The 16,555-nt window shown below is 76.0% G+C and carries 13 protein-coding genes; 9 read left to right on the top strand and 4 right to left on the bottom strand.

Features of this window, described 5'->3' with window-relative positions; genetic code table 11:
• Positions 1-2 precede the first annotated feature (2 nt).
• Together E1O70_RS15455 and E1O70_RS15450 are read right to left on the bottom strand one after the other, a co-directional pair.
• The gene (locus tag E1O70_RS15455) at positions 3-386 is read right to left on the bottom strand and encodes a cold-shock protein (protein ID WP_034651071.1); all 384 of its coding nucleotides are present in this window, start codon (positions 384-386) and stop codon (positions 3-5) included.
• A gap of 132 nt (positions 387-518) precedes the next feature.
• Positions 519-1,247: a TetR/AcrR family transcriptional regulator gene (locus E1O70_RS15450; RefSeq protein ID WP_061268048.1), complete on the bottom strand. Its 729-nt coding sequence runs from the start codon at positions 1,245-1,247 to the stop codon at positions 519-521.
• 119 nt (positions 1,248-1,366) lie between these two features.
• On the opposite strand from E1O70_RS15450, the gene E1O70_RS15445 reads away from it, so the two are divergent.
• The 6 genes from E1O70_RS15445 (at position 1,367) to E1O70_RS15420 (ending at position 11,063) form a co-directional block, all read left to right on the top strand.
• Complete coding sequence (locus E1O70_RS15445; protein ID WP_061268047.1) at positions 1,367-2,305, top strand: NAD-dependent epimerase/dehydratase family protein; 939 nt, start codon at positions 1,367-1,369, stop codon at positions 2,303-2,305.
• A 175-nt stretch (positions 2,306-2,480) separates the two neighbouring features.
• Positions 2,481-3,434 (top strand): hypothetical protein, encoded by a 954-nt coding sequence (locus E1O70_RS15440; protein ID WP_128957429.1) that lies wholly within the window; start codon positions 2,481-2,483, stop codon positions 3,432-3,434.
• Between the two features lie 115 nt (positions 3,435-3,549).
• Positions 3,550-5,985 carry a helicase-associated domain-containing protein gene (locus tag E1O70_RS15435; protein ID WP_061268045.1) on the top strand — a complete coding sequence of 812 codons (2,436 nt, stop codon included), beginning with the start codon at positions 3,550-3,552 and terminating at the stop codon, positions 5,983-5,985.
• A gap of 119 nt (positions 5,986-6,104) precedes the next feature.
• A complete protein-coding gene (locus E1O70_RS15430) occupies positions 6,105-7,784 on the top strand; it encodes a DNA repair helicase XPB (RefSeq protein WP_061268044.1) in 1,680 nt (559 codons plus the stop codon).
• A 341-nt stretch (positions 7,785-8,125) separates the two neighbouring features.
• On the top strand, positions 8,126-10,171 hold the full coding sequence (locus E1O70_RS20610; RefSeq protein WP_061268043.1) for a TPM domain-containing protein: 2,046 nt from the start codon (positions 8,126-8,128) through the stop codon (positions 10,169-10,171).
• Between the two features lie 88 nt (positions 10,172-10,259).
• The gene (locus E1O70_RS15420) at positions 10,260-11,063 is read left to right on the top strand and encodes a PspA/IM30 family protein (RefSeq protein ID WP_061268042.1); all 804 of its coding nucleotides are present in this window, start codon (positions 10,260-10,262) and stop codon (positions 11,061-11,063) included.
• Positions 11,064-11,075: 12 nt separating this feature from the next.
• Here the strand turns inward: E1O70_RS15420 and E1O70_RS15415 are convergent, their stop codons facing one another.
• Positions 11,076-11,840, bottom strand: coding sequence for a type 1 glutamine amidotransferase (locus E1O70_RS15415; RefSeq protein ID WP_061268041.1), 765 nt, complete (start codon positions 11,838-11,840; stop codon positions 11,076-11,078).
• A gap of 115 nt (positions 11,841-11,955) precedes the next feature.
• Between E1O70_RS15415 and E1O70_RS15410 the strand changes: the two genes are divergently transcribed.
• Positions 11,956-12,555 (top strand): NYN domain-containing protein, encoded by a 600-nt coding sequence (locus E1O70_RS15410; RefSeq protein WP_061268040.1) that lies wholly within the window; start codon positions 11,956-11,958, stop codon positions 12,553-12,555.
• 25 nt (positions 12,556-12,580) lie between these two features.
• Here E1O70_RS15410 and E1O70_RS15405 read toward each other — a convergent pair whose 3' ends face one another.
• Positions 12,581-13,810: a winged helix DNA-binding domain-containing protein gene (locus E1O70_RS15405; RefSeq protein ID WP_061268039.1), complete on the bottom strand. Its 1,230-nt coding sequence runs from the start codon at positions 13,808-13,810 to the stop codon at positions 12,581-12,583.
• A 132-nt stretch (positions 13,811-13,942) separates the two neighbouring features.
• Here E1O70_RS15405 and E1O70_RS15400 point away from each other — a divergent pair, with 132 nt between their 5' ends.
• Both E1O70_RS15400 and E1O70_RS15395 read left to right on the top strand, forming a co-directional pair.
• On the top strand, positions 13,943-14,680 hold the full coding sequence (locus tag E1O70_RS15400) for a response regulator transcription factor (RefSeq protein ID WP_043654159.1): 738 nt from the start codon (positions 13,943-13,945) through the stop codon (positions 14,678-14,680).
• Positions 14,677-16,365, top strand: coding sequence for a sensor histidine kinase (locus tag E1O70_RS15395; RefSeq protein WP_082774527.1), 1,689 nt, complete (start codon positions 14,677-14,679; stop codon positions 16,363-16,365). Before E1O70_RS15400 ends, E1O70_RS15395 begins: the two co-directional genes overlap by 4 nt.
• Positions 16,366-16,555 lie beyond the last annotated feature (190 nt).

The raw sequence follows: 16,555 nt of genomic DNA, 5'->3' as shown, positions 1-16,555 counted from the left end.
CGTCAGGCCTCGATCTCGTCCGCGACCGCGCGCAGGACCGCGGCGACCTTGGTGGCCTTGCCCTTCTCCGGGTAGCGGCCACGGCGCAGGCCGTTGCCGATCCCGTCGAGCTCCTTGATGAGGTCCTCCACGATGACCGCCATCTCGTCCGCCGAGCGACGCTTCGCCTTGACGACCGAGGGCGCCGGGTCGAGGAAAGTGACGGCGAGCGCCTGCGGGCCACGGCGCCCGTCGGCGACGCCGAAGTCGACGCGAGCGCCCGGCTTGGGCGCGGGGGCGTCCGCGGGCAGCGCGGAGGCGTGCAGGAAGACCTCGCCGCCGTCGTCGTTGGCGATGAAGCCGAACCCGCGTTCGGTGTCGAACCACTTGACCTTGCCGGTGGGCACGTGGACCTCGTTCGTGCTCGTAGGAACCAGAACCCCCAGGTTACCGGCCACGCGGCGGCAAAGCCGCATCCATACCGCGGGCGAGCCCAGGGCGAGCCCGGACGACCGGCCGAGTCCCCGCCGTCGTCCCGGTCAGCGCGGGGCCGACCGCGGGACCACCCCGGCGTCCGCCCCGACCCGCAGCGCGACGGCGTCGAACCAGTCGGTGTAGTCGGCGACCGTGCGGTGGAGGTGGCCGAACAGCTCGAACGACACCGTGCCGAACAGGGTCGTCCACGCCATGAGCGTGCGCACGACGGCCTCGGGCGGGGCGTCGGGCGTCGTGAGCCCGCGGGCGCTCACGTACGCGACGGCGGGGGCCACGAGCGCGGCCGCGTCCCCGCCCGACGGCGGTGCGGGCACGGGGCCCTCGCCGTCCGCCCAGGAGTCGGCGACGACCCGGACCAGGGTCCGCACGACGCGCGTCGCGGGCTCGACCGTGTCCTGCGGCGCCGCGTACCCCGGCACGGGGGTGCCGTAGAGCAGCCCGAACTCCCCGGGCCGCGCGACGCACCAGGTGCGCAGCGCGCGGCACGCGGCGAGCCAGCGGCCGGGCAGGTCGTCCCGCGCGACGGCGGCCTCCGCGGCCTCGACGGCGGCCCCGAGCTCGTCGTAGCACTCGACGAGGAGCGCGGTGAGCAGCGCGTCCCGGCTCGGGAAGTAGCGGTAGACGGCGGACGACACCATGCCGACGTCGCGCGCGACGGCCCGCAGCGAGAGCGCGGCGGGCCCGTCGGCCACGAGCCGCGCGCGGGCGGCGCCGAGGATCTCGCGCGTGAGGGTCTCGCGCGCCAGGGCGCGTGCCGTCCGAGGTGCCGTCATGCCGTCAGGGTCGCAGACGAGAGCGCCGCCCACCAACGAGAGCAGCGCTCTTGTTTCTTGGCACGGCGCGTGCCAGGCTGCTCCTGAAACGAGAGCACTGCTCTCGGAAAGGAGCCCTCATGTCCAGCACCTCGTCCTCCGACGACCGGCACGTCGTCGTCGGCGCCGGCCCCGTCGGCCGCCACGTGGCCGCCGAGCTCGCGGCCCGCGGGTCGCACGTCACCGTCGTCACCCGCAGCGGACGCGACACCGGGCTCGACGGCGTCACGCACCTCGCGCTCGACGCGTCCGACGCCGACGCGCTCAGCCGTGCCGCGGACGGCGCCGCCGTGCTCTACAACTGCGCCAACCCCGGCGACTACACGCAGTGGGAGAAGGTCTGGCCGCCGCTCGCCGCCGCGCTGCTCACCACGGCGGAGCGGACGGGCGCCGTCTACGCGATCACGGGCAACCTCTACCCCTACGGGCCGGTCGACGGACCCATGACCGAGGACCTGCCGGACGCCGCGACCGACCACAAGGGCGTCCTGCGGGCCCGGCTGTGGGCCGACGCCCTCGCCGCGCACCGCGCCGGCCGTGCGCGGGTCGTCGAAGTGCGCAGCTCCGACTTCGTCGGGCCCGGGGTGGGCACCAACGGCCACGTGTCGCGCGTCGTCCCCGCCGCGCTGCGCGGCCGGGCCGTCACGATGATCGGCCGCACCGACCTGCCCCACTCCTTCACCGACGTGCAGGACGCGGCGCGCACGCTCGTCGCGGCGGCCGCGGACCCGGGCGCCCTCGGCCGCACGTGGCACACCCCGAGCAACCCGCCGCGCACCCAGCGCGAGGCGCTGACCGACGTCCTCGCGAGCGTCGGGCACCCGCCGGTCCGGGTGCGCTCGCTGCGCGGCCCCGGGCTCGCCGCCGCCGGGCTGTTCTCGCCGCTGCTGCGCGAGCTGCGCGACCTCGCCTACCAGTGGGAGCGCCCCTACGTCCTCGCCGACACCGCTGCCCGCGACCGCTTCGGCATCGAGCCCACGCCCTGGGACGAGGTCTGCCGCCGGACCGCCCGCGGCTGACCACAGCGCGAGATCGGCACCTCTCGCCGAGGTCGGCGCTCTGCTGCGAGCTCGGCAGTCGCGACTACCGATGTCGACCGGACCTGCCGATCTCGGCGCCTCAGGTCGGCCCGTCGTCCACAGATCCGCCGACCACCGCACCGCGACCCGGCCAGGAGCGGCACGATCACGCCCCATGTCGAGACGAGAACCTGCGCTCCCGCTGCACCTCGCGCGCGAGCACCTCCCGGAAGAGGCCCGGCGACGTGTGACCCACGGCGAGTGGGAACGCGTGCGGCGCGGCGCCTACCGCGACGCGCTCCCGCCGGACTCGGCTCCGGCCACGGCCGCGCGAGGACTCGCGGTGGACCGCGCACGTGCCGTCGCCCGGAGCCTCCGTGCCGACCCGGTCGTGAGCCACGCGTCCGCGGCGCTCCTGCACGACCTGCCTCTGTGGGAGCTCCCGGCGACCACCCACGTGGTCCAGTCCTACCGCCGCTCGGGTTCCGCGGCACGGGACGTCACGCGGCACGTGGGCGAGGTCGCCGCCCACGACCGCACGACGGTCCTCGGCATCACCACGACCTCGCTGGTCCGCACCGTCGCCGACTGCCTGAGCACCATGCCCGCCCTCGACGGGCTCGTCGTCGTCGACGCGGCCCTCGCCCGGGGCGTCCGACGGTCGGACGTCGCGGCCGTCCTCGACCGCCGGCCACGGGGTCGTGGGTCGCGCCGGTCTCGCCACGTGCTCGCGCTCGCGGACCCGGGCGCCGAGTCGGCCCGCGAGACCTGGCTCCGGTACGTCCTGCTGCGGACCGGGCTGCCCCGGCCGGAGACGCAGGTGGCGCTCCGCACCGAGGTCGGCGCGGTCCGGGTCGACCTCGGCTGGACGCGGTGGCGCCTGCTGCTGGAGTTCGACGGCCTCGTGAAGTACCGCACCGGCCCCGCGGGCCTGGCGCCGCGTGCGGACCCGGGCCGTGTGCTGGTCCGGGAGAAGCTGCGGCAGGAGGCGATCGAGCGCACGGGGCACCGCCTCCTCCGCGTCACCTCCCGGGACCGGCCGGAGGACGTCGTGACGCGGGTGCTGCGGCACGTCCCGCCCGACGTCGTCCGTGGCCTGCGCGCCGATCCGTTCCTCCCGCCGCGGTGAGGTCGGCAACCGGGGACGAGATCGGCGGGTCCGGTCGGCGTCGGCAGTCCCGACTGCCGTTCTCGCACGCGAGCGCCGATCTCGTCCCACCCGGCTGGCGCGTAGCATCGGACGGATGGCCATCTCCCGGCCCGAGCGGGCTCCGACGTACAGCGAGTCGCTGCGCCAGCGCGACGACGACGCGCTGGTCGCCCTGCTCGCGGGGCGTCCCGACCTCGCCACGCCCTCCCCCTCGACGCTGCTCTCGCTCGCCGCGCGCGCGATGAACCGCACGAGCCTCGAGCGCGCGCTCGCCGGGCTCGACGAGCTGACGCTGCACGTGCTCGAGTCGGTGCTCGTGCTCGACTCCGTGGGCACGCCCGCGACGGCGTCCGCGGTCGCGCGCGCGACGGGGGTGGACCGCGCGTCGGTCACCGCGGCGCTCGCGCGCCTCGACGAGCTCGCGCTCGTGTGGTCGCCCGGCACGCGCTCGGCCAGGTTCCGCCCGGCGCCCGGGACGGCCGAGGTGCTCGGCCCGCACCCCGCAGGCCTGGGCCCGGTCTCCGGCGACGCCCCGGCGCCGTCCGCCGTCCTGCCCGACGACGCGCCCCCGGGCGCGCGCGCGATCCTCGACGCGCTCGCGTGGGGGCCGCCCGTGGGCGTCGCGCCCCGCTCCGACGCGTCGGCACGCCGGACGACGGCCTGGCTGGTCGAGCGCGGCTACCTGCGCGCGACCGACGAGCGGCACGTCGTCCTGCCGCGCGAGGTGGGGCTCGCGCTGCGCGGCGGCCGCACCCACCGCGACGTGCGCACGGCGCCGCCCGTGCCCGACGCGCGCGAGCTCCCCGCGGCGACGGTCGAGGCGGAGTCCGCGAGCGCCGGGCTGGAGGCGGTGCGCCTCGTCGCGCGCCTCGTGACGCACTGGACCGAGCACCCGCCCGGCGTCCTGCGCGCGGGCGGCCTGGGGGTGCGCGACCTGCGCCGCGCGGCCCTCGCGCTCGAGGTCGACGACGGGACGGCGGCCGCGGTCGTCGAGCTCGCGGCGGCGGCAGGCCTCGTGGCCGACGACGGCGACGACCCGCCCACGTTCGCCCCGACCCCGACGGCCGAGGACTGGCTCGACGACGACCTGGGCGACCGGTGGGCCGCGCTCGCCCGCGGGTGGTGGCGGTCGCGCCGGACGCCGTGGCTCGTCGGGAGCCGTGACGAGAAGGGCGCCCTGCGCGCCGCGCTCGACCCCGAGCTGTGGCGGCCCTGGGTCCCGCGGCTGCGTCGCTCGGTCCTCGACGTGCTCGCTCTCGCGCCCGACCGGCCGCTCGGCCCGGCCGACGTCGTCGCGGTCCTGCGCTGGCGCACGCCGCGCGCGGTGCCGCCGGAGCAGGCCGTCGCGGGGCTGCTGCGCGAGGCCGCGCTGCTCGGCGTGACGGGCGCGGGCGCGCTCGCTCCCCCGGGCCGGGCGCTCGTCGCGGGCGACGACCCCGCGCCGTCGTCGGAGCCCGTGGACCTGGGCGCCGCGTTCGAGGCCGTGCTCCCGCCCGAGGTGGACGACCTCCTGCTCCAGGGCGACCTCACCGGCATCGTGCCGGGCCGGCCGTCGCGCACCCTCGAGCGCCTCGTGGAGGTCGCGGCCGACGTCGAGTCGCGCGGTGCCGCGACCACGGTCCGGTTCACCGCGGAGTCGGTGCTGCGCGCACTCGACCGGGGCGCGACGGCCGACGAGCTGCTCGCCGAGCTCGCGTCGCACTCCCGCACGCCCGTGCCCCAGCCGCTGGAGTACCTGGTGCGCGACACCGCGCGACGTCACGGGCGCGTGCGGGTCGGGACGGCGTCGTCGTACGTGCGCGCCGAGGACCCGGTGCTCCTCGCGGGCATCGCGGAGGACCCGGCGCTGCGCGGCCTCGGTCTGGTGCTGCTCGCGCCGACCGTGCTCGCGTCCGGCGCACCGGCCGGGGAGCTGCAGGACGCGCTGCGGGCTCGCGGCGTGCCGTCGGTCGTGGAGGGCCCGGACGGGCGCGTGCTCGTCGCGGACCGTGCGGGCCGTCGCGACCTGCCCGACGCCGCGGGCCCGGCCCGGCGGGGACGGGCCGGGACGGTCGTCGGGCGGCGCGGGAGCCGCGCCCGGACCGGCGTCGTCCCGGGCTCCGGGGCCCGCGTCGACGAGGCGCGGGACGAGGCCGGGCGTGGCGAGAAGCGGTTCGCCGACCTCGTCGCCCGGCTCCGCGCCGCGGACACGCGCTCGGCGGAGCAGGCCCAGGCCCGCGCGGCCGGCGGAGCACGCGCCGAGGGCGACCGGTCGCGCCGGGGCGGGGGGACGTCGTCGGGCCGGGCGGGACGCGGGGACGACGGCCCCGAGGGAACAAGCGACCCGGTGGCGGCGTTGGGGCTGCTGCGCGAGGCGATCGCGGACGGCGCCATGGTGTGGCTCGAGGTCGTCGGGTCGACGGGCGCGCCGGACCGCCGCCGCGTGCGGCCCCTCACGCTCGACGCCGGACGGCTGCGCGCGCAGGACCCGGCACGCGACGCCGAGCTCACGGTCGCGGTCCACCGCATCGCGTCCGTGACCCCGGACTGACCCTGGCCCGCCCCCGCACTACCCCCGGACCGTCACCCGACCGACCCCGGACCACCACCGGCCCGCCCGGCGACCGCCCGGACCGCACGACCCTCGGCCACCCACGGCAAGGAGAACGCATGACCGACGGACCTCTCATCGTCCAGAGCGACAAGTCGCTCCTGCTCGAGGTCGACCACCCCCGTGCCGACGACGCGCGGCGGGCCATCGCGCCGTTCGCCGAGCTCGAGCGCGCCCCGGAGCACGTCCACACGTACCGGCTCACGCCGCTCGGCCTGTGGAACGCGCGCGCGGCCGGGCACGACGCCGAGCAGGTCGTCAACACGCTCATCGAGTACTCGCGCTACCCGGTGCCGCACGCGCTGCTCATCGACGTCGCGGAGACCATGTCGCGGTACGGGCGGCTCACGCTCGCGCAGCACCCCACGCACGGGCTCGTGCTCGAGGCGACGGACCGCGCCGTCCTCGCCGAGGTGCTCAAGTCCAAGCGCACCGCCGGGCTGGTGGGCGAGCGGATCGACGACACGACCGTCGTCGTGCACCCGTCCGAGCGCGGCCACCTCAAGCAGGTCCTCGTGAAGCTCGGCTGGCCCGCCGAGGACCTCGCGGGGTACGTCGACGGTGAGAAGCACGCCATCGCGCTCAGCCCGACGACGCCGCCGCGCGCCGAGGGCGAGGAGCCGAAGCCCTGGGAGATGCGCCCGTACCAGGCGCAGGCGGTGGACGGGTTCTGGCACGGCGGGAGCGGCGTCGTCGTGCTGCCGTGCGGCGCGGGCAAGACGATCGTCGGCGCGGGGGCGATGGCGAGGTCCGGGACGACGACGCTCATCCTCGTGACGAACACGGTGAGCGCGCGCCAGTGGCGCGACGAGCTCGTGCGGCGCACGACGCTCACCGAGGACGAGATCGGCGAGTACTCCGGCGCGCGCAAGGAGATCAAGCCCGTCACGATCGCGACCTACCAGGTGCTGACGACGAAGCGGAAGGGCGTGTACACGCACCTCGAGCTGCTCGACGCCCGCGACTGGGGGCTCGTGGTCTACGACGAGGTGCACCTGCTGCCCGCGCCGATCTTCCGCATGACGGCAGATCTCCAGGCGCGCCGCCGCCTCGGGCTCACCGCGACGCTCGTGCGCGAGGACGGCCGGGAGGACGAGGTGTTCTCGCTCATCGGGCCCAAGCGGTACGACGCCCCGTGGAAGGACATCGAGGCGCAGGGCTACATCGCGCCCGCGGACTGCGTGGAGGTGCGCCTCACGCTGCCGGAGTCCGACCGCATGACATACGCCGTCGCCGAGCCCGAGGACAAGTACCGGCTCGCCGCGACCGCCACCCGCAAGAAACGGGTCGTGGAGCAGATCGTCGCGCAGCACCCGGACGACCAGGTGCTCGTGATCGGCCAGTACCTCGACCAGCTCGAGGAGCTGTCGCAGCACCTCGACGCGCCGCTCATCACGGGCGCGACGACGGTCCGCGAGCGCCAGCGCCTGTTCGACGCGTTCCGCACGGGCGAGATCTCGCGGCTCGTCGTGTCGAAGGTCGCGAACTTCTCCATCGACCTGCCCGAGGCGTCCGTCGCGATCCAGGTCTCCGGGTCGTTCGGGTCGCGCCAGGAGGAGGCCCAGCGCCTCGGCCGCGTCATGCGCCCCAAGGCCGACGGCCGCACCGCGCACTTCTACGCCGTCGTCGCGCGCGACACGGTGGACCAGGACTTCGCGGCGCACCGCCAGCGGTTCCTGGCGGAGCAGGGGTACGCGTACCGCATCGTCGACGCGGAGGACCTGGGCGTCGTGCAGTGACGGGTGGGGACCGCAGCGCAGCAAGGTACCCGCCCGGCACGGAACGACGCCCAGGGCCGACCAGGAACGCGGAGGACCTGGGCGTCGTGCAGTGACGGGTGGGGACCGCAGCGCAGCAAGGTACCCGCCCGGCACGGAACGACGCCCAGGGCCGACCAGGAACGCGGAGGACCTGGGCGTCGTGCAGTGACGGGTGGGGACCGCAGCGCAGCAAGGTACCCGCCTGGCACGGAACGACGCCCGGGGCCGACCAAGAACACGGAGGACCAGGGCGTCGTGCAGTGACACAGGGTCCCGCGGCACCGATTGCGGGTCCTGGGCGGCTGGGAAAGGATCGGGCCGTGAGCACGGCCGATCGTCCCTGGCACCCCCGCGCGGCCGGGGGCCGCGGCGCCCGCGCGTTCCTCGCCCTCGTCGTCTCGACGCTCGTCGGGCTGCTGACGTGCGTCGCTCTGGTCGCCCCGGCGGGCCTCGCGCACGCCGTCCCGCCGATGGACGTGACGGACGAGATCACCGACCCGTCCGGCGTCCTCGGGGACCGCACGGACGACGTGCGCGCGGCGCTCGACCGCCTGGCCCAGGACACGGACCTGCAGCTCTTCGTCGTGTACGTGGACGACCTCGACGGCATGGACGGCGTCGACTGGGCGAACGCGACGGCGAACCAGTCGGGGCTGGGGGTCGACGACCTGCTGCTGGCCGTCGGGACGCAGGACCGGCGGTACGGGTTGTCGTACGACAACAACGTCCCGCTGTCGGACGCCGAGCTGGACCGGATCACGTCCGCCGTGGAGGACGAGCTGCGCGCCGACGACTGGGCGGGTGCGGCCATCGCGGCGGCCGAGGTGGCGCGGGGTGCGAGCCAGGGCTCGGGCGGCGTGTCGTGGTTCTGGGTCCTGCTCGTCGGCGGCGTGCTCGTGATCGTGGTCGTGGTGGTCGCCCGCGCGGCGGGACGACGCCGCCGGGCCGCGACCGCCGTCGGGCCGGCGGGCGACCCGCTCGCGGCGCTGCCCACGGCCGAGCTGGACCGCCGCGCGAGCGCGGCCCTCGTGGCGATCGACGACGCCGTGAAGACGTCCGAGCAGGAGCTCGGCTTCGCGCAGGCGCAGTTCGGGATCGAGGCGACGCAGCAGTTCTCCGCCGCCCTCGCCGAGGGCAAGCAGCGGGTCGCGGAGGCGTTCGCGCTGCGCCAGCGGCTCGACGACGACCAGCCCGAGGCGGAGCCCCAGGCGCGGCAGATGATGGCGCGCATCGTCGCCCTGTGCGACGAGGTCGCGGACTCGCTCGACGCCCAGTCCCGCACGTTCGACGAGCTGCGCGACCTGCAGGCCCGCGCGCCGCAGGTGCTCGACGAGACCGACCAGCGCGCGACCGAGGTGCTCGCCCGCGTCGAGCCCGCGCGCGCGACGCTCGAGGCGCTCGGGCGCACGTACCCGTCGACGGCGCTCGCGTCCGTCGCGCAGAACCCCGAGCAGGCGCAGGCGCTCCTCGCGGGCGCGCGCGAGTCGGTGGCGCGCGGTCGGGAGGCGCTCGCCGGCAAGGACCGGGCGACGGCGGTCGCGCTCGCCCGGGCCGCGCAGAACGCCGTCGGGCAGGCGGTGACGCTGCTCGACGCCGTCGACCGCGCGGGCACCGACCTCGCCGAAGCCGGTCCCCGCCTCGACCGGGGCGTCGCGTCGATCACGTCCGACATCGCGGACGCCGGGCGGCTCGCCCCCGGGGATCCCACGGTCGCGCCCGCGCTCGCGGAGGCGCAGGCCGCCGTCGCGGTGGCCGGGGCCGCGCGCGACGGCGGTGACCCGCTCGCCGCGCTCCGTCGCCTCACGGACGCGGAGGCGGCGCTCGACGCCGTCCTCGCCCCGTTCCGCGAGCGTGCCGAGCAGGCGGCGCGTGCGAACGCGCTGCTGCGCGAGACCCTCGCGCGCGTCGACTCGCAGGTCCGCGCGACGAACGACTTCATCGAGACGCGGCGCGGCGCCGTCGGCCCGGAGGCGCGGACCCGGCTCGCGGAGGCGATCCGCCTGCTCGGCGAGGCCCGCGCGCTCCAGCCGACCGACCCGGTCGCCGCGCTCCAGCGCGCGCAGCAGGCCGACGTGCAGGCGCAGTCCGCGGCGCAGCGCGCGCAGCAGGACGCGTCGAGCTGGCAGTCGTCCCAGGGTGGCGGTCTCGGCGGGGGTGGCGGCAGCAACGTCGGGGGCATGGTCCTCGGCGGGATCCTCCTCGACTCCATCCTCCGCGGTGGGGGCGGCGGCGGACGCTCCGGCGGGTTCGGCGGCGGCAGCTTCGGCGGCGGCTACGGGGGTGGCGGGTTCGGCGGCGGACGCTCCGGCGGACGGTCGGGCGGACGGTCGTCGGGCGGACGCTCCGGCCGCGGCGGACGCTTCTGAGCACGGGCGGCACCTGACGCCCCGCACCACGGGACGACGGCACGACGGACACGACCAGCACCAGACGGCTCACCAGAGAGGGACGACCATGGCGGAGAAGCAGAGCATCTTCGGACGGATCGCGCAGCTCGCCCGCGCGAACATCAACGCGCTCCTGGACAGCGCCGAGGACCCGCAGAAGATGCTGGACCAGCTCGTGCGCGACTACACGAACAACATCGCCGAGGCGGAGCAGGCCGTCGCGCAGACCATCGGCAACCTGCGCCTCGCCGAGCAGGACTACAACGAGGACGTCGCCGCCGTCCAGGAGTGGGGCCAGAAGGCCGCGGCCGCGTCGGCGCAGGCCGACCGGTACCGCCAGCAGGGCGACGCCGCGAACGCCGACAAGTTCGACAACCTCGCGAAGATCGCGCTCGGCAAGCAGATCGCCGCCGAGAGCGAGGTCCGCCAGGCCGAGCCGCTCATCGCGTCGCAGCGCGAGTCGGTCGAGAAGCTCAAGTCCGGCCTCGCGATGATGAAGGACAAGCTCGGTCAGCTGAAGTCGAAGCGCGACTCGCTCGTGGCGCGGCAGAAGAGCGCGCAGGCGCAGCAGACCGTGCAGGGCGCGCTCAGCTCGATCAACGTGCTCGACCCGACGAGCGAGATCTCCCGCTACGAGGAGATCGTCCGCCGCGAGGAGGCGCAGGCGCTCGGCCAGGCGGAGGTCGCCGCGTCGAGCATCGACGCCCAGTTCGCCGAGCTCGAGACGTCGGGCGAGGCCGTCGAGATCGAGGCCCGCCTCGCCGCGCTCAAGCAGGGCTCCGCCCCCGCCGCGCAGGTGTCGCCCACCCAGGTCACGCCCGCGATCGGTTCCGGGACGACCACCCAGGACGCCCCCTCGACCGACTGGTGACCTCGGTCCGGGTCAGGCGGGGACGCGTCGTCGGCTGACCCGGACCGCGGTGACGAACGACTCCGCGAGCCAGCGCCCGCCGTCGAGCAGCGCGGGGGCGTGCTCGTCGAACCCGGCGAGGACCGCCGCGGTGTCGACGTCGTCGTAGCGGTCGCACCAGGCCGCGAAGCCGGCGCGGGACGCCTCGGGGTGGAACTGGACGCCGAGCGCGGACCCGAGGCGGAACGCCTGGTAGGGGTACATGTTGGACGACGCGAGCCAGACGGCGCCGTCCGGGAGCTCGACGATCGCGTCGCCGTGCATGCTCGTCACGCAGCGCACCGGGTCGTCGCCGGTCGCGAGCGGCGCCAGCACCGGGTCGGTGTCCGCCTCGGCACGCCAGAAGACGCGGGTCGCGCCGACCTCGCGGCCCGGCGGGGCGGCGACCGCCACCTGTCCCCCGCCCGCGACGGCGAGGAGCTGTGCGCCGAGGCAGATCCCGAGCGTCGGGACGCCCTGCGTCGCGGCGGCGACGAGGGTCTCGCGCAGGGCGGGCAGCCAGGGGGCGCGCGCGTCGTCGTACGCGGACACGTGGCCCCCGAGGACGACGAGGCCGTCGCCGAGCTCGTCGAGCCGGTCCGCGGCGGGGACGGGCTCGCCCTCGTGCGCGCGGACGACGCGGAGCTCCGCGTCGAGGAGGTCGGCGTAGGCGTCGAGCGTGACGTCCGGGGAGTTCTCGACGACCGTGAGCCGGACGGTCCCGGTCCCGGTCGTGGCGTCGGTGTCGTGCGTGGTCACGAACCCTGACGGTACCCACTCGGGGGTGGGAGGACGCAAACACCCACGTCGTGGACAGTGCGGCGGGCGCACCGGGACGGAGCGCAGCGGGTCGCGCGCGGATAGGCTGACCGGCATGTCCGACCTCCAGACCTCCGACGGCCGAGCGCTGACGACGCCGCGCCGCACCTACCTCGTCGTCGACGGCGAGAACATCGACGCGACGCTCGGCATGAACGTCCTCGGCCACCGCCCCGCCCCGGAGGAGCGGCCGCGCTGGGACCGCATCGTGGACTTCGCGCGCCAGGCCTGGGGCCAGGACGTCACGCCCCTGTTCTTCCTCAACGCGTCGTCGGGCCAGATGCCGATGTCGTTCGTGCAGGCGCTGCTCGCGATGGGCTACCGCCCGATCCCGCTGTCGGGGTCGAGCAACGAGAAGGTCGTCGACATCGGTATCCAGCGCATGCTGGACGCGATCGCCGGCCAGCCGGGCGACGTGCTCCTCGCGAGCCACGACGGCGACTTCCTGCCCCAGGTCGAGACGCTGCTCGACGACAAGGACCGCCGCGTGGGCGTCCTCGCGTTCCGCGAGTTCGTCAACGTGCGCCTCACCGAGCTCACGGGCCGCGGTCTCGAGATCTTCGACCTCGAGGACCACGCGGGCGCGTTCACGGCCGTGCTGCCGCGCGTGCGGATCATCCCGCTCGACGAGTTCGACCCGATGCGCTACCTCTGACCGCCCGTACCGCGGGCTCCGTCGCTCACGCGTGGAGCTCGCGGTACAGCGGCGTCGGGAACGACGCCGTCACGCCGTCGCCGCCGAGGAGCCCGGCGATCCGCTCGGCCTCGGCCGCGACGGCCCGTTCGCCGTCGGCGCCGACGTCGTCGAGGAGCCGCCACGCGGGCTCGCCGCCCGGCCGCACGACCCAGGCCCCGACGATCCGGCCCTCCCACCAGACGGTCGCGCCCGCGTTGCCGATCGTGTCGAAGACGGCGGCCTTGTGCGCCCCGAGGTACCAGTCGCGCGCGGTCCAGCCCATCGTCGTCGGGTCGAGCGACGGCAGGAGCGCGACGTGGCCCTCGATCGGCACCTCGTCCGGGCCGGGCAGGTCCGTGCCCCGCAGCATGATGCCGGGGCGGGCGTCCTCGCCGCCCGCCGCACCGACCTCGACCTCCACCTCGAGGACGTCGAGACCCGCGAGCGCCGCGCGCGTGTCGCGGCGGTTCCAGCCGGTCCACCACACGAGGTCCTCGACCGTCGCGGGCCCGAACACGTCGAGCCAGGCCCGCGCCAGCGCGGTGCGCGCCGCGGCCTCGTCGAGCACGGGGATGCCGCCGGGGAACCAGTCCTCGACGGGTGACCAGACGTGCCGGTTGGACGACCACGTGCCCCGCGGCTCGCCGCGCACCACCACGCCCTCGGCGGAGAGCAGCGAGAGCAGCGGGGACGTCATGGTGCGGCGCACGTCCCACGTCTTGGTGGTCGTGGGCAGGAACGCCGTGCGCAGCAGCGGCGCGGCCCGCGACAGGCTCGCGCCGTCGAGCGGGCCGTGCTCGGCGAGCGCCGCGTGCACCTGGGCCTCGACCGCGGCGAGGAAGGTCGCGGCGTCGTCGACGGGCGGGTCCGTGGGCAGGGTCGCGAGCTCCTTGAGCAGGCGGGTGCGCAGCCGTCGCGCGACGGCGAGGGCCGCCGCCGCGTGCACGACGGGCACCGTCTCGCGGCGCACGACGAACATCGTGCGTCGCATGGCGAGCACCTTGACGAGCGAGCGCCGCCGGAAGACGGCGTCCCGGACGTCGTCGAGCACGAGGCCGGGGACCCGCGCGAGCACCGACAGGTAGACGCTCGGGGCGTCGGTCGCGTGCAGCGCGAGCAGCCGGTCGACGACGTCCTCCGGGCTCCGGGCCGCCGGCCTGCCGGGCAGGTCCGTGGCGAGCGCGAGCTGCTGCGCGACGAGCCGCCGCCGCCTCTGGTCCACCGTGATCCGCACGGCGGCCATCCTGCCCCGGGCCACCCACGCCCGCCCGCCCGCGTGCCGCGCCCGGCGCCGGCGTCGCGCCGGTGCCGCCGGGATCGAGCACGTTCCCAGGCGTCTCCCAGACCGCGGGAGCACACTGGACGTATGAGCACCACCCCCGAGGCACGCCTCGTCGTCGTCGACGACGAGCCGAACATCCGCGAGCTGCTGGCCACGTCCCTGCGCTTCGCCGGGTTCGAGGTGCACGCCGCCGCGGACGGGCAGAGCGCCCTGCGGCTCGTGCGCGACGTCGAGCCCGACCTCGTCGTGCTCGACGTGATGCTCCCCGACATGGACGGGTTCACCGTGACCCGCCGCCTGCGCGAGAAGGGCCAGCACACGCCCGTCGTCTTCCTCACCGCGAAGGACGACACGCGCGACAAGGTCACGGGGCTCACCGTGGGCGGCGACGACTACGTGACGAAGCCCTTCAGCCTGGAGGAGGTCGTGGCGCGCATCCGGGCCGTGCTGCGCCGCACGCACGCCGAGCCGGTCGACGACGCGGTCCTGCGCTTCGCCGACCTCGAGATGGACGAGGACTCGCACGAGGTCCGCCGCGCCGGCGTCGACATCGACCTGTCCCCCACCGAGTTCAAGCTGCTGCGCTACCTCATGCTCAACGCGGGCCGCGTGCTGTCCAAGGCGCAGATCCTCGACCATGTGTGGCAGTACGACTGGGGCGGCGACGCGAACATCGTCGAGTCGTACATCTCCTACCTGCGCCGCAAGATCGACAACCTCACCGTGCCCGGCCCGGACGGCGAGCCCGTGGCCCTCCCGCCGCTCATCCACACCAAGCGCGGCGTCGGCTACCTGCTGCGCCAGCCGCCCGCGGCGTCATGACGGCCGGCCCCGACCGCACGGCGGCCGGGTCCCCGCCGGTCCCGCCCCCTCCCCCGCCCCCCGGGGCGGTCTCGCAGCCCGGCCGCGCTCCGTCGAGCGAGCCCGCGGCGTCCGCACCCGTCCCCGACGGCCCGACGGCGGAGCGCCCCTTCGGCCGGCCCGTCCCCACCGAGGGGTGGGGCTGGTTCGCGCGCGTGCCGCTGCGGGCGCGCCTCGTCGCGATCACCGTGCTCCTGCTCGCGGCCGGGCTCGGGCTGGCCTCGGTCGTGACGACGACCGTCGTGTCGAGCTACCTGGTCGGGCAGGTCGACCAGGACCTCCAGGGGTCGGCGACGACCGTCGCCCGGTCCTCCTTGCTCAGCAACCCGACCACCGCGAGCCAGATCCCGAGCGAGTACTTCGTCCTGCTCCGCGAGCTGTCCGGCAACGAGAGCGGCTACAGCTGGCGGGCCACGACGTCGCGGTACGGGGAGCCCGACATCCCCGCGCTGTCCGACCAGGAGATCGAGCGCCTCGCGGGAGAGCCCTTCACGGTGCGATCCGTCGGGGGCTCCGACCCCGCCCAGTGGCGCGTGGTCGGGCGGTTCCTCTTCGTGGACGGCCAGCAGGCCGGGACCGTCTTCGTCGCCCTGCCGCTCACGGGCATCCACGAGACGGTCAAGGTGCTCGGTCGCGCGCTCGCGCTGTCCGCGCTGGGCATCGCGCTCGTCGGCGGCGCGGTCGCCTACCTCGCGGTCCACCGTGCGCTGCGCCCGCTGCGCGAGATCGAGGAGACCGCGGCCGACATCGCGGCGGGCGACCTGTCGCGACGCGTGCGCCCGGCGCCGCCGACGACGGAGGTCGGCTCGCTCGCGGCGTCGCTCAACGCGATGCTCACCCAGATCGAGGAGGCGTTCGCCGTCCAGGAAGCGTCCGAGGAACGGATGCGGCGCTTCGTCTCGGACGCGAGCCACGAGCTGCGCACGCCGCTCGCGACGATCCGCGGCTACGGCGAGCTGTACCGCATGGGCGCGCTCGACACCCCGGACAAGGTCGACGACACGATGGGCCGCATCGAGGACTCGGCGACCCGCATGGGCACGCTCGTCAACGACCTGCTCGCCCTCGCGCGGCTCGACGAGGGCCGGCCGCTGCGCCACGAGCCGGTCGACCTCGTCTCCCTCGCGCGGGACTCCGCACAGGACCTGCACGCGCTCGACCCCGCGCGCGACGTGCGGGTCGTCGGGCTCGCGCCGGGCGCGGACGCGCCGGCATCGCTGCGCGTCGTGGGCGACGAGGACCGGCTGCGGCAGGTGCTCGCCAACCTCGTCGGGAACGTCGCGCGCCACACGCCGTCGGGCACGCCGGTGGAGATCGCGCTCGGCGCGGCGCCCGCCCCCCGGCCCGACGACGCGCCGTCGGGCGACGGCGCGGGCGGGAGCGGCGCCCCGGCCGGCGACGCCGCGCGCGACGTCGCGGTGCTCGAGGTCCGCGACCACGGCCCGGGCGTCCCGACGACCCAACGAGGCCGCCTGTTCGAGCGGTTCTACCGGGCGGACACGTCGCGCAACCGCTCGTCCGGCGGGTCCGGGCTCGGTCTGGCGATCGTCGCCGCGATCGTCGGGGCGCACCGCGGCCGCGTGTCGGTCCGTGAGACGCCAGGCGGCGGGCTCACCGTCCGCGTGGACCTCCCGTTCGGCTCCTGACGGCCTGCACCCCACCCGACCTGCGGGTTCGCGGGCGACCGTCCGCGACGTCGCGCGGGAGCCCGCCGGGGCGTCCCGACGCGCCGCCGACTGGGGCTACGATGGCGGGTCGTCCCGCGAGACCTAGGCTGAAGACGAGGCCGCGCGGCGACGCGGGGGCCTCCGCGCCGGGCAGCACGCCCGGCGACGA

The organism is Cellulosimicrobium funkei, from assembly GCF_004519295.1.
Lineage (GTDB): Bacteria > Actinomycetota > Actinomycetes > Actinomycetales > Cellulomonadaceae > Cellulosimicrobium > Cellulosimicrobium funkei.
The sequence above is the reverse complement of the archived record's forward strand: the minus strand, read 5'-3'. Positions and strand labels throughout refer to the sequence as shown.

Bases quoted from the DNA above. Each gene is read 5' to 3' on its own strand.
- E1O70_RS15450 (WP_061268048.1), bottom strand. From the start codon at position 1,247: ATGACGGCACCTCGGACGGCACGCGCCCTGGCGCGCGAGACCCTCACG.
- E1O70_RS15445 (WP_061268047.1), top strand. From the start codon at position 1,367: ATGTCCAGCACCTCGTCCTCCGACGACCGGCACGTCGTCGTCGGCGCC.
- E1O70_RS15440 (WP_128957429.1), top strand. From the start codon at position 2,481: ATGTCGAGACGAGAACCTGCGCTCCCGCTGCACCTCGCGCGCGAGCAC.
- E1O70_RS15435 (WP_061268045.1), top strand. From the start codon at position 3,550: ATGGCCATCTCCCGGCCCGAGCGGGCTCCGACGTACAGCGAGTCGCTG.
- E1O70_RS15430 (WP_061268044.1), top strand. From the start codon at position 6,105: ATGACCGACGGACCTCTCATCGTCCAGAGCGACAAGTCGCTCCTGCTC.
- E1O70_RS15420 (WP_061268042.1), top strand. From the start codon at position 10,260: ATGGCGGAGAAGCAGAGCATCTTCGGACGGATCGCGCAGCTCGCCCGC.
- E1O70_RS15410 (WP_061268040.1), top strand. From the start codon at position 11,956: ATGTCCGACCTCCAGACCTCCGACGGCCGAGCGCTGACGACGCCGCGC.
- E1O70_RS15400 (WP_043654159.1), top strand. From the start codon at position 13,943: ATGAGCACCACCCCCGAGGCACGCCTCGTCGTCGTCGACGACGAGCCG.
- E1O70_RS15395 (WP_082774527.1), top strand. From the start codon at position 14,677: ATGACGGCCGGCCCCGACCGCACGGCGGCCGGGTCCCCGCCGGTCCCG.